The 12380-nt window shown below is 57.8% G+C and carries 12 protein-coding genes; all 12 read right to left on the bottom strand.

The genetic code is table 11. From position 1 onward, the window contains the following. Window positions 1-11: 11 nt before the first annotated feature. Entirely contained in the window at window positions 12-1556 is a 1545-nt protein-coding gene (atpA, locus tag ABVN19_RS22700) for a F0F1 ATP synthase subunit alpha (protein ID WP_028942551.1), read from the bottom strand. Window positions 1557-1577: 21 nt separating this feature from the next. Beyond that, complete coding sequence (locus tag ABVN19_RS22695; RefSeq protein ID WP_028942552.1) at window positions 1578-2114, bottom strand: F0F1 ATP synthase subunit delta; 537 nt, start codon at window positions 2112-2114, stop codon at window positions 1578-1580. A gap of 12 nt (window positions 2115-2126) precedes the next feature. After that, entirely contained in the window at window positions 2127-2597 is a 471-nt protein-coding gene (locus ABVN19_RS22690) for a F0F1 ATP synthase subunit B (RefSeq protein ID WP_028942553.1), read from the bottom strand. 57 nt (window positions 2598-2654) lie between these two features. Next, window positions 2655-2912: a F0F1 ATP synthase subunit C gene (atpE, locus tag ABVN19_RS22685; RefSeq protein WP_003097235.1), complete on the bottom strand. Its 258-nt coding sequence runs from the start codon at window positions 2910-2912 to the stop codon at window positions 2655-2657. A 143-nt stretch (window positions 2913-3055) separates the two neighbouring features. Next, window positions 3056-3925, bottom strand: coding sequence for a F0F1 ATP synthase subunit A (gene atpB, locus ABVN19_RS22680; protein WP_010222723.1), 870 nt, complete (start codon window positions 3923-3925; stop codon window positions 3056-3058). 16 nt (window positions 3926-3941) lie between these two features. Further along, window positions 3942-4349 (bottom strand): F0F1 ATP synthase subunit I, encoded by a 408-nt coding sequence (locus ABVN19_RS22675; protein ID WP_010222722.1) that lies wholly within the window; start codon window positions 4347-4349, stop codon window positions 3942-3944. A gap of 149 nt (window positions 4350-4498) precedes the next feature. Continuing rightward, on the bottom strand, window positions 4499-5371 hold the full coding sequence (locus ABVN19_RS22670; protein ID WP_105641118.1) for a ParB/RepB/Spo0J family partition protein: 873 nt from the start codon (window positions 5369-5371) through the stop codon (window positions 4499-4501). Between the two features lie 9 nt (window positions 5372-5380). Then, a complete protein-coding gene (locus tag ABVN19_RS22665; protein ID WP_353632773.1) occupies window positions 5381-6172 on the bottom strand; it encodes a ParA family protein in 792 nt (263 codons plus the stop codon). 18 nt (window positions 6173-6190) lie between these two features. Further along, complete coding sequence (gene rsmG, locus ABVN19_RS22660; protein WP_028942556.1) at window positions 6191-6835, bottom strand: 16S rRNA (guanine(527)-N(7))-methyltransferase RsmG; 645 nt, start codon at window positions 6833-6835, stop codon at window positions 6191-6193. Further along, a complete protein-coding gene (gene mnmG, locus ABVN19_RS22655) occupies window positions 6832-8724 on the bottom strand; it encodes a tRNA uridine-5-carboxymethylaminomethyl(34) synthesis enzyme MnmG (protein WP_028942557.1) in 1893 nt (630 codons plus the stop codon). The genes rsmG and mnmG overlap by 4 nt, the downstream gene beginning before the upstream one ends. A 517-nt stretch (window positions 8725-9241) precedes the next feature. Continuing rightward, complete coding sequence (gene mnmE / locus ABVN19_RS22650) at window positions 9242-10612, bottom strand: tRNA uridine-5-carboxymethylaminomethyl(34) synthesis GTPase MnmE (protein WP_105641119.1); 1371 nt, start codon at window positions 10610-10612, stop codon at window positions 9242-9244. An 83-nt stretch (window positions 10613-10695) separates the two neighbouring features. Next, window positions 10696-12378, bottom strand: a complete 1683-nt coding sequence (gene yidC / locus ABVN19_RS22645; protein WP_105641120.1) for a membrane protein insertase YidC — start codon at window positions 12376-12378, stop codon at window positions 10696-10698. Between the last annotated feature and the right edge of the window lie 2 nt (window positions 12379-12380).

Here is a 12380-nt window from a genome sequence, read left to right as displayed (position 1 = left end):
CCCGCTGCGGCTTACCAGGTTTGGGTGGCCTTGAACTTCTCGATACCGGCTTTGATGCCAGCGTCGATTTCGTCGTTGAAGTCCCCCTTCACGTTGATCTTCGCCATCAGTTCGGCGTGATCACGGTTGAAGTAAGCAATCAGCGCTTGTTCGAAGCTGCCGACTTTGGCGATTTCAACGTCGGTCAGGAACCCACGCTCAGCGGCATACAGCGACAGCGCCATGTCCGCGATGGACATTGGAGCGTATTGCTTCTGCTTCATCAGCTCGGTAACACGTTGACCGTGCTCGAGTTGCTTACGGGTGGCTTCGTCCAGGTCAGAGGCGAACTGGGCGAATGCCGCCAGTTCACGGTACTGAGCCAGAGCGGTACGGATACCACCGGAGAGCTTCTTGATGATCTTGGTCTGAGCGGCACCACCTACACGGGATACCGAAACACCGGCGTTAACTGCAGGACGGATGCCCGAGTTGAACATGGCCGATTCCAGGAAGATCTGACCGTCGGTGATGGAAATCACGTTGGTCGGAACGAACGCGGAAACGTCGCCAGCCTGGGTTTCGATGATCGGCAGTGCGGTCAGGGAACCGGTCTTGCCAGTTACAGCGCCGTTGGTGAACTTCTCGACGTACTCTTCGGAAACGCGCGATGCACGCTCCAGCAGACGGGAGTGGAGATAGAACACGTCACCTGGGTACGCTTCTCGTCCTGGTGGACGGCGCAGCAGCAGGGAGATCTGACGGTAGGCAACGGCCTGCTTGGACAGGTCATCGTAAACGATCAGAGCGTCTTCACCGCGGTCACGGAAGAACTCGCCCATGGTGCAACCGGCGTATGGCGCCAGGAATTGCAGTGCGGCGGATTCCGAAGCACTGGCAACAACCACGATGGTGTTGGCCAGGGCGCCGTTTTCTTCCAGCTTGCGAACGATGTTGGCAACGGTGGAACGCTTCTGGCCGACGGCTACATAAACACAGAAAATACCGCTGTCTTTCTGGTTGATGATGGCGTCGATCGCCATGGCGGTCTTACCGATCTGACGGTCACCGATGATCAGCTCACGCTGGCCACGGCCGACAGGGATCATGGCGTCGACGGATTTGTAGCCAGTCTGTACAGGCTGGTCTACCGACTTACGCCAGATAACGCCCGGGGCAACTTTCTCGACCGCGTCGGTCTCGGTGTTGCCCAGTGGGCCTTTGCCGTCGATTGGGTTGCCCAGTGCGTCGACAACGCGACCCAGCAGTTCCTTACCAACTGGAACTTCGAGGATGCGACCGGTGCACTTGGCGCTCATGCCTTCAGCGAGGGTGTCGTATGCGCCCAGTACTACCGCACCAACGGAGTCTTGCTCCAGGTTGAGGGCCATACCGAACACGCCACCTGGAAACTCGATCATTTCGCCGTACATAACGTCGGCCAGACCGTGAATCCGCACGATACCGTCAGAAACACTGACGACGGTACCTTCGTTGCGGGCTTGAGAGGCTACATCGAGATTCTCGATGCGGCCCTTGATGATTTCACTAATTTCGGAAGGATTGAGTTGCTGCATTGCTCTGCTGCCCCTTCAAACTCAAGATTTCAATGCTTCGGCCAGTTTCGCGATTTTGCCGCGAACCGAGCCATCGATTACCAGGTCGCCGGCGCGGATCACGACACCACCGATTAGGGAGGCGTCCTCCGTCGCATGCAGGCGCACTTCCCGGCTGAGCCGTGCACTGAGAACCTTGGCGAGTTTGTCTTGCTGTTCTTGGTTCAACGCAAAAGCACTAGTGACTTCCACGTCCACGGATTTTTCTTGCTCGGCCTTGTACAGCTCGAACAAAGACGCAATCTCCGGCAACAGCAGGAGACGGTCGTTTTCCGCGGCAACATGAATGAAATTCTGTGCCTGTACATCGAACTTGTCACCGCACACGTCAATAAACGCGGCGGCCTTTTCTGCGCTCGTCAGTCGCGGGGCCTTGAGCAGGCGCTGCATTGTGCCGTCTTCCGACACTGCAGCAGCCAGGCCGAGCATGGCTGACCAATTGGCCAGTTGCTGATGGGCCTGGGCGTGCTCAAAGGCCGCCTTAGCGTAAGGTCGGGCCAACGTGGTCAGTTCTGCCATGATCGCCCTCGCTTAAATTTCAGCGGCCAGTTTATTAACCAGCTCCGCATGCGCGTTTTGATCGATTGTGGCGCCAAGGATCTTTTCAGCACCGCCAACGGCCAGGCTACCCACTTGGGCGCGCAGCGCGTCTTTGACGCTGTTAATTTCCTGTTCGATCTCGGCTTGAGCCTGAGCCTTCACACGGTCAGCTTCGACGCGGGCCTGATCACGGGCTTCCTCGACGATCTGAGCACCGCGCTTCTTGGCTTGCTCAATGATTTCGGCTGCCTGAGCTTTCGCTTCGCGCAGTTGCTGACCCGCTTTATCTTGGGCCAACTCCAGGTCGCGAGCTGCTCGGTTGGCAGCGTCCAGTCCATCCGCGATCTTCTTCTGACGTTCTTGCAATGCCGCGATGACCGGAGGCCACACGAACTTCATGCAGAACAGCACAAAAATGAAGAACGCAACGGACTGACCAATCAGGGTTGCATTAATGTTCACGCCAACACCTCGCTCGTTCTTTGTCCATCACACCAAACCACTCGAGAATTCGAGTGATTAGCCGGCGATTTGACCAACGAAGGGATTAGCGAAGGTGAAGAACAGAGCGATACCAACACCGATCATGGTGACGGCGTCGAGCAGACCGGCAACGATGAACATTTTAACTTGCAGCATTGGAACCATCTCTGGCTGACGAGCAGCGCCTTCCAGGAACTTGCCGCCCAGCAGGCCGAAACCAATGGCGGTACCCAGAGCACCCAGGCCGATCAGCAGAGCAACAGCGATAGCGGTAAGACCAACTACAGTTTCCATCTTTCCTCCCGACTTTTACGTCGTATTGGTTAGGTTTTTTAGTTTGAAGCGGTAAAACAAAATCGTTTGGTACAGCTGCCCTTGCGGACGTTTTCGACCCTCCCCGATACCTGCGGAAGGGTCATCAGACACGCCAGGCGGTCTTAATGGTTATCTTCGTGAGCCATCGACAGGTAGACGATGGTAAGCATCATGAAGATGAACGCTTGCAGGGTGATGATCAGGATGTGGAACACAGCCCACGCCCATTGCAGCACCACACCCAGGCCGCTCAGCCACAGCAGGCCGCTGCCGAACATCACGGCGATCAGGATGAACACCAGCTCGCCGGCATACATGTTGCCGAACAGACGCAGGGCCAGCGAAATCGGCTTGGCGATCAGGGTGACGAATTCAAGCAGGAAGTTGACCGGAATCAGCAGGATCTGAACGAAGATGTTCTTGCTGCCGAACGGGTGCAGGGTCAGTTCGCCGAGGAATCCGCCGATACCCTTGACCTTGATGCTGTAGAAGATGATCAGGGCGAACACGCTGAAGGCCATGGCCAGGGTGGCGTTCGGGTCGGTGGTCGAAACGGCACGGAAAGGAATGTGCGGATCACCGGAGATCAGGATGGCCAGCTGAGGAATCCAGTCGACCGGGATCAGGTCGATGGCGTTCATCAGGAAGACCCAGACGAAAATGGTCAGCGCCAGTGGGGCGATCACCGGGCTGCGACCGTGGAAGCTGTCCTTGACGCTGCCGTCAACGAACTCCACCAGCACTTCAACGAAGTTCTGCAGGCCGCCAGGCTGGCCGGAAGTTGCCTTCTTGGCTGCCATGCGGAACAGGAATACGAAAAGCAGACCCAGTGCGACCGACCAACCCAGGGTGTCCAGGTGGAAAGCCCAGAAGCCCATTGCCTTGGCTTCTGCTGCGGAATGGGCAAAGCCCCAACCGCCGTCTGGTAGTTGACCGAAGGTCAGGTTCTGCAAGTGGTGCTGGATATAGCCCGAAGCGGTTTCTGCTGCCATGGTTGCCTCAAACGCCCTAAGGTCTCGAAAGTCTTATATTCATCAGCAGGGGCGCGAACCAGCTGACCAGTTGGGTCAACAGAAAGACACCGAAGACTGCTAACGGCGCCAATGGCTTCACTCCTGCAAACGTCAGTGCAAAAAGCACTGCCGTCAAAATCAATTTGCCTGCTTCGCCTGCGTAAAACGACTTGACGATAGCCTGCGCTGCCCTGGCCCCCGTGTAACGAAAAGCCTTCCAGGCGAAATACACATTTGGCAGCCAGGCAATCAGTCCTCCGCAGAGTGCTGAATATCCACTGACCGCCCCGTGCCACTGCCACAACGCCAAAGTTGCCAACAGAAACACGACACATTGAGCCAACAGTACCGGAAAAACCGCCCAGCGATGGAAAGGCAGGCGGTTTGGCGTGCGGGTTTCCATCACAACTGCTCCTCGAAAGTCGACCAACCAGTCAGCAATGACTTGGCATAATTTGTGCCGACAAAATGCGCGCAGAGTATAGGGGCGGTTTAACCCCTATTCAACTGCCGGGTAGTGATTTCCGACTACGCGCTACAAAAGGAATTGTTTCAGCGGATGTGTGCTAGCACACCTTGCAACTCATCTAACGAGTTGTATCGGATAACTAGTTGGCCTTTGCCTTTGTTGCCATGTCGTATCTGTACCGCCGAGCCCAGGCGCTCTGCCAGACGCTGTTCAAGGCGGGTAATGTCCGGGTCTGGCTTGGCGGGTTCGACAGGCTCCGGCTTGCCGTTGAGCCACTGTCGAACCAGTGCCTCAGTCTGGCGCACGGTCAGCCCACGTGCGACAACATGACGCGCCCCGTCCACCTGTTGCTCATCCGGCAAACCGAGCAATGCCCGGGCATGTCCCATTTCCAGATCGCCATGGGACAGCATGGTCTTGATGACCTCAGGCAGCGAGATCAGGCGCAGCAGGTTGGCCACGGTTACCCGTGACTTGCCCACCGCGTCGGCGACCTGTTGCTGGGTCAGCTGGAACTCCTGCTGCAAACGCTGCAACGCGATCGCCTCCTCCACCGGGTTGAGGTCTTCGCGCTGGATGTTCTCGATCAGGGCCATGGCGATGGCTGCTTCATCGGGCACATCGCGGACCATGGCCGGGATGGTTTCCATTCCGGCCTGTTGGCTGGCGCGCCAGCGACGCTCACCGGCGATGATCTCGTAGCGGTTCTCGGCAATCGGGCGGACCACGATCGGTTGCATGACGCCCTGGCTCTTGATCGACAGAGCCAGTTCCTCCAGCGCCTGCGGGTCCATGTCCCGGCGTGGCTGGTACTTGCCGCGCTCGATCAGGTCGAGCGGCAGATGGTGAAGTTCTTTTTGGTCGACCTTTACAGCCTGCTCTTCGAGCGCGCTGACGGTAGGACCACTGAGCAGTGCATCCAACCCACGTCCGAGACCCCGTTTCTTAACGGCCATACGGATTCCTTAAGTTGTTTGTGCAGTGCGAGATGGACGGCGCTGACGGCGTACGAGTTCCCCAGCCAGGGCCAGGTAAGCCAGTGCTCCACGCGATTGCTTGTCATAGGCCAGGGCCGGGATACCGAAACTCGGAGCCTCGGCCAGGCGTATGTTACGGGGGATCACCGTATCGTAAAGCTGATCGCCAAAATGCTCCTTGAGCTGCGCCGAGACATCGTTGATCAGGCTCAGACGCGGGTCGTACATGGTCCGCAGCAGGCCTTCGACCTTCAGGTTCGGGTTCAGGCGTTCGCCGATGCGCTTGATGTTATCCACAAGGTCGCTCAAGCCTTCCAGGGCAAAGTATTCACATTGCATCGGAATGATGACGCCATCGGCGGCCACCAGCGCATTGAGGGTCAGCATCGACAGCGACGGCGGGCAATCGATCAGGATGTAGTCGTAATTCTCGCGAATGGGCGCCAGCGCCGTGCGCAGGCGACTTTCCTTCATCTGCATTTCCAGCAGCACCACTTCGGCAGCGGTGAGGTCGCGGTTGGCCGGCAGCAGCTGGTAACCACCGTGTTCGGAAAAATGCATGGCCTGGGCCAGGTCGCATTCACCGATCAGCAGGTCGTAGACCGAGTGTTCCAGGACGTGTTTATCCACACCGCTACCCATGGTGGCGTTGCCCTGTGGATCGAGATCGATCAGCAGTACGCGGCGCTTGGTTGCCACCAGCGATGCTGCGAGATTGATACAGGTGGTGGTTTTACCCACCCCCCCTTTCTGGTTCGCGATTGCGAATACCTTAGCCATTCTTGCTTGTGTTCCCAGTCATGCCGTGCGGCGCAGTATCAGCAGATGGCGTTGGCCTTGGCAACCCGGTACGGTCAAGGCCTGCTCGCTATCTACTCTGAAATCTGCCGGCAATGCTACCAGTTCATCGGCAGGATGCAGCCCTTTCATTGCCAGCCACTGCGTCTGGCCGTCGCCGAGATGGCGCGTCCAGTTGGTGAAGTTCTCCATGCTGCTGAAGGCACGGGACACAATTCCAGTGAAGGGGAGCTCCGGTTGGTACTCCTCGACCCGTTTGTGGATAACTTGCAGGTTGTCCAGCTTCAGTTCCAGTTTCACCTGGGTCAAAAAGCGGGTTTTCTTACCGTTGCTGTCGAGTACCGTGACTTGCTTGTCCGAATGCAGGATAGCCAGCGGAATGCCCGGCATGCCGCCACCGCTGCCGACATCGAGCCACCGCTCGCTGTGGATAAACGGCATGACGCTCAGACTGTCCAGCAGATGGCGGGACACCATTTCGTCCGGATTGCGCACGGCAGTCAGGTTGTACGCCTTGTTCCACTTGATCAGCAAGGCCAGGTAGGCCAGCAATTGCGCGTGCTGGGCCTCGCTCAGCTCGACACCAAGCTGGCGGGCACCTGTGGACAACTCTTCGGCGTGTTGAGGGGTGACCAGAGAACTCAAGCGCTTTGCTCCAACTCGCGGCCTGCGCCGCGTTTTTTCAGATGAATCAGCAACAGAGAAATCGCCGCCGGGGTCACGCCGGGGATACGCGATGCCTGGCCCAGGGTCTCGGGCCGAGTCTGGCCGAGCTTGCTCTGAATTTCCTTGGACAGACCGGAAATACCGCTGTAGTCGATATCGTCGGGCAGGCGGGTGTCTTCGCTGGCACGCAGGCGGGCGATTTCTTCCTGTTGCCGGTCGATGTAACCGGCGTATTTGGTCTTGATCTCGACTTGCTCGGCGACCTGTGGATTGATTTCGGCACCGCCGGTCACTTCCATCAGGCCCACATAGTCGATTTCCGGGCGGGTCAGCAGGTTGAGCAAGTTGTATTCGTGGCTCAATGGTGTACCGAACTTCTCGGCAATGGCCTGACCCTGCGCCGTATCCGGGCGCACCCAGGTAGATTTCAGGCGTTGTTCTTCCTGTGCGATGCCTTCGCGCTTGGCACTGAAGGCCGCCCAACGTTCGTCATCGATCAGGCCGAGCTCGCGACCTTTTTCGGTCAGACGCAAGTCGGCGTTGTCTTCGCGCAGGATCAACCGGTATTCGGCACGTGAAGTGAACATCCGGTAAGGCTCCTGGGTACCCAGGGTGATCAAGTCGTCGACCAGCACACCGATGTACGCCTCGTCGCGACGTGGGCACCAGCTTTCGCGGCCTTGCGCACGCAGAGCGGCGTTGGTTCCGGCGAGCAGTCCCTGGGCACCGGCTTCTTCGTAACCGGTCGTACCGTTGATCTGTCCGGCGAAGAACAGGCCACCGATGACTTTGGTTTCCAGGCTGTACTTGAGATCACGCGGATCGAAGTAGTCGTACTCGATGGCGTAGCCCGGCCGCACGATGTGTGCGTTTTCCATGCCGCGGATCGAACGGACGATCTCCAGCTGCACGTCGAACGGCAAGGATGTGGATATCCCGTTCGGGTACAGCTCATGAGTGTTCAGGCCTTCGGGCTCGATGAACACCTGGTGGCTTTCCTTATCGGCAAAGCGATGGATCTTGTCTTCGATCGACGGGCAGTAGCGTGGGCCAATGCCTTCGATTACGCCGGAGTACATCGGCGAACGGTCGAGGTTCGACGCAATGATCTCGTGGGTCCTGGCGTTGGTATGGGTAATCCAGCAACTGACCTGGCGTGGATGCATGGCCTTGTCGCCCATGAACGACATCACCGGGATCGGTGTATCGCCTGGTTGCTCGGTCATTACCGAGAAATCCACGGAACGACCGTCAATACGCGGGGGGGTACCGGTTTTCAGGCGACCGACGCGCAGCGGCAATTCACGCAGGCGATGGGCCAAGGCAATGGCAGGAGGATCACCCGCCCGACCACCGGAGTAATTCTGCAGGCCAATGTGGATAAGTCCGCCCAGGAAAGTCCCGGTAGTCAGTACCACCGAGTCAGCCATGAAACGCAGGCCCATTTGAGTGACCACGCCACGGACCTGGTCCTGTTCGACGATCAGGTCGTCACAGGACTGCTGGAATATCCACAGGTTGGGCTGGTTCTCAAGAATTTCGCGCACCACCGCCTTGTAGATGGCCCGGTCGGCTTGTGCACGAGTAGCGCGCACGGCAGGGCCTTTGCGGTTGTTCAATACACGGAACTGGATACCGCTCTTGTCAGTGGCCAGTGCCATGGCACCGCCGAGCGCATCGATTTCCTTGACCAGGTGGCTCTTGCCAATACCACCGATGGCCGGGTTGCAACTCATATGACCGAGGGTTTCCACGTTATGGGTCAGCAGCAGGGTTTTTACGCCCATGCGTGCAGACGCAAGCGCAGCCTCGGTACCGGCATGGCCGCCGCCGATGACGATCACTTCAAAACGGGAAGGGAAATCCACCACGCACCTCGTGCCTGTTTCGGGAATAGATAGGGATAACGCACAAGTATAGGGACTTACCCCCCTCTAAAGGAACCTTTTGCACAAAATTTAACCAGGCTGTGGATGAGTGGCGTGCAATAGAAATAAAGAGAGAGAAATTTATTAAAGCTTTGTTTTTATGTTTATTCTTATACACCGCATTTTCTGTGGATAAACAGCTGTAGGCCTTTGTTTACCTTATGTACAGCGATTCAAAACTCTGTGGTCTAGTGGTCATGAGCGTTCTGGATAAGCGCTTTAAGCCTGTGGATTAAAGTGCTACTTACCCACAGGCGCAGTTATCTTCAGTTTTGAAGACCAGTTATCAACGGAGCTGAAGGCGAGTTTTCCACAGGGCTTAATCCGCACAAATCGGGATAGAAAGACAAGCGAGAGGGCAGGACGAGCGAATTTGCTGTCCTGGCGAGAGGGGGGTCGGGTGGAAAAAAGAGGCGTCAGCCGGGTCCGTTGCAGACCCGGCTGTGGATAAAGACGTTTACTTGCCGATGCAGAAGCTGGAAAAAATGCGACCCAACAGGTCGTCAGAGCTGAAGGCGCCCGTGATCTCTCCAAGGGCCTGCTGAGCCTGACGAAGGTCTTCGGCTAGCAGCTCACCAGCACCGGCCAGGGTCAGCTGGGCACGACCGTGCTCAAGATGCGTACTGGCCTGACGCAACGCTTCCAGGTGCCTTCTGCGCGCACTGAAGCTGCTTTCGGCGGTCTGCTCATATCCCATGCAGGCCTTGAGGTGCTCGCGCAACAGCTCGAGGCCCATGTCGGTGTCCTTGGCACTAAGGGTAATGGTCACATGGCCATCTTCACTCTGTTCCATCGCAATGGTCTCGCCGCTGAGGTCGGCCTTGTTGCGAATCAGCGTGACCTTGGCTGGATCTGGCCGCAGATCGAGGAACTCTGGCCACAAGGCAAACGGGTCGCTGGCCTCTGGCGCCGTCGAATCGACCACCAGCAGCACTCGATCAGCCTCATTGATGGCTTTGAGTGCGCGTTCCACACCGATCTTTTCGACATGGTCGTCAGTGTCACGCAGGCCTGCGGTATCGACCACATGCAGCGGCATGCCGTCGATGTGGATGTGTTCGCGCAGGATGTCCCGGGTGGTGCCGGCGATATCGGTGACGATGGCAGCTTCACGCCCGGCCAGGACGTTGAGCAAACTGGATTTTCCGGCATTCGGACGCCCGGCAATGACCACGGTCATGCCATCACGAAGCAACGCCCCCTGCCCGGCCTCACGCTGTACTGTGGATAAATTGGCCCGGACATCATCGAGCATGCTCAATACATGGCCATCGGCGAGGAAGTCGATTTCTTCTTCGGGGAAGTCGATGGCGGCTTCCACGTAGATGCGCAAGCTGATCAGTTTTTCGGTGAGGTTATCCACCCGCCGGGAGAATTCCCCCTGCAATGAACGCAAGGCGTTGCGGGCTGCCTGCGCGGAACTGGCTTCGATCAGGTCTGCGATGGCTTCGGCCTGGGCCAGGTCGAGTTTGTCATTGAGAAACGCCCGCTCACTGAACTCACCCGGCCGTGCCAGGCGGCAGCCCAGTTGTACGCAGCGTTGCAGGAGCATATCCAGCACCACCGGACCACCATGGCCCTGAAGTTCCAGCACGTCTTCCCCGGTGAATGAGTTTGGCCCGGGGAAGAACAGGGCAATACCTTCATCCAGGACCAGGCCGTCCTCAGCCCGGAAGGGGCCGTAATGGGCATAGCGGGGCATCAGTTCCCGCCCGCAGATCGCAACCCCGGCCTGCTTGGCCAGGGGCCCGGAAAGCCGCACGATCCCCACTCCCCCACGTCCCTGGGCGGTGGCAATGGCGGCAATGGTTTCACGCACAGTGTTCATGCTCGAAGGCCTCACAACAAAAACGACAGATAGCAAAACGCCCCACGAGGGGGCGTTTGTCCACAGGTTAGCTGACTAACCCGTTATGCAGCGGCTTTACTGGTAGCCTTTTCGATGCTGCGAGTGATGTACCACTGCTGTGCGATCGACAGGCAGTTGTTCACAACCCAGTACAGCACCAGACCTGCAGGGAACCACAGGAAGAAGAAGGTGAAGATGATCGGCATCAGCTTCATCACCTTGGCCTGCATCGGATCCGGCGGAGTCGGGTTCAACTGCTGCTGGATGAACATGGTTGCGCCCATGATGATCGGCAGGATGAAGAACGGATCCTTGATCGACAGGTCAGTGATCCAGAACATCCATGGCGCCTGACGCATCTCGACGCTTTCCAGCAGAACCCAGTACAGCGAGAGGAAGACCGGCATCTGCACCAGGATCGGCAAGCAGCCGCCCAGCGGGTTGATCTTCTCTTTTTTGTACAGCTCCATCATGGCCTGCGACATTTTCTGCCGGTCATCACCATGTTGTTCCTTCAGGGCTGCCAGTTTCGGCGCCACGGCGCGCATGCGGGCCATCGACTTGTAGCTGGCGGCCGACAACGGGAAGAACAGCAGCTTGATCAGCATGGTCAGGACGATGATCGACCAGCCCCAGTTGCCCAGCAGGCTGTGGATATGTTGCAGAAGCCAGAAGATGGGCTGGGCAATGAACCACAGAATGCCGTAGTCGACGGTCAGTTCCAGACCTGGGGACAACTCTTTGAGCTTATCCTGAATCTTTGGACCGGCGTACAGAACGGTGCTGGTTTCAGCCTTGGCGCCAGCGGCTACGTTAAGCGCAGGACCGGTGAAGCCAATGATGTAGTTGCCTTGGCTGTCTTTGCGGGTCTGAACGATGTTGTTGTCAGACTTGTTCGGAATCCAGGCGGTAACGAAGTAGTGCTGCAGCCAGGCTACCCAGCCACCGGAAACATTTTCTTTCAGATTCCCCTTGTCGATGTCTTTCATCGACACCTTTTTGTAGGGCTCCGAACTTGTCCACAGGGCTGCACCCAGGTAGGTAGCAGTACCGGTGGCGGTGCTCGAGGATGGATCCGAGCTCGCGTCGCGCTTGAGTTGCGCGAACAGGTTACCGGTCCAGAGCTGAGCGCTCTGGTTGTCGATCAGGTAGGTAACGGTCAGGTCATACTCACTGCGCTTGAAGGTAAAGCGCTTGATGTAGTTGACGCCGTTATCGCTGAACTTCAGGTCAACGACCATCTGATCCTGGCCATCGGCCAGTTGATAGGTTTTCTGATCAGCGGCGTAGAGCGGACGACCGCTCGGGCGTGCATCCGGACCGTTGACGCCAGTCAGGCCGCTTTGCGCCAGGTAAGTACGCTCGCCACCGTTGTCGAACAGCTGGAACGGAATGTCCGGATGGTCCTGACGGCGCGGATACTTGGGCAGCATCAGCTGGGCGATATCACCGCCGTTTGGATCGATAGCCAGGTCCAGGACATCAGTCTTGACCCGAATCAGGTCCTTGCTGACTGCAACCGGAGCCAGTTCGGCAGGGCTGGATTCAGCGTTGGCGCTCGGCACATCGGCGCTGGCGCCAGTGTTACCGGCCTGCGCGGTGTCCGGCAGTGCCGGGGCAACGTTGCTGGCAGCAGTATTCTGAGTCGGCAGGGCAGCTTGGCCGTAGTCCTGGTTCCAGTTAAGGACCAAAACGTAGGACACGATTGCCAGGGCGACGATCAGGATCGTGCGTTTAATATCCATGA

The organism is Pseudomonas vranovensis (genome assembly GCF_040438935.1).
Lineage (GTDB): Bacteria > Pseudomonadota > Gammaproteobacteria > Pseudomonadales > Pseudomonadaceae > Aquipseudomonas > Aquipseudomonas vranovensis.
Note: the sequence above shows the minus strand (reverse complement) of the source record. Positions and strands in the feature narration are given on the sequence as shown.

What these genes read in the sequence shown, in the direction of transcription:
- mnmE (WP_105641119.1), bottom strand. Translation starts at nt 10,612, where the DNA reads ATGAACACTGTGCGTGAAACCATTGCCGCCATTGCCACCGCCCAGGGA.
- ABVN19_RS22670 (WP_105641118.1), bottom strand. Translation starts at nt 5,371, where the DNA reads ATGGCCGTTAAGAAACGGGGTCTCGGACGTGGGTTGGATGCACTGCTC.
- ABVN19_RS22675 (WP_010222722.1), bottom strand. Translation starts at nt 4,349, where the DNA reads ATGGAAACCCGCACGCCAAACCGCCTGCCTTTCCATCGCTGGGCGGTT.
- atpA (WP_028942551.1), bottom strand. Translation starts at nt 1,556, where the DNA reads ATGCAGCAACTCAATCCTTCCGAAATTAGTGAAATCATCAAGGGCCGC.
- ABVN19_RS22695 (WP_028942552.1), bottom strand. Translation starts at nt 2,114, where the DNA reads ATGGCAGAACTGACCACGTTGGCCCGACCTTACGCTAAGGCGGCCTTT.
- atpE (WP_003097235.1), bottom strand. Translation starts at nt 2,912, where the DNA reads ATGGAAACTGTAGTTGGTCTTACCGCTATCGCTGTTGCTCTGCTGATC.
- ABVN19_RS22665 (WP_353632773.1), bottom strand. Translation starts at nt 6,172, where the DNA reads ATGGCTAAGGTATTCGCAATCGCGAACCAGAAAGGGGGGGTGGGTAAA.
- atpB (WP_010222723.1), bottom strand. Translation starts at nt 3,925, where the DNA reads ATGGCAGCAGAAACCGCTTCGGGCTATATCCAGCACCACTTGCAGAAC.
- yidC (WP_105641120.1), bottom strand. Translation starts at nt 12,378, where the DNA reads ATGGATATTAAACGCACGATCCTGATCGTCGCCCTGGCAATCGTGTCC.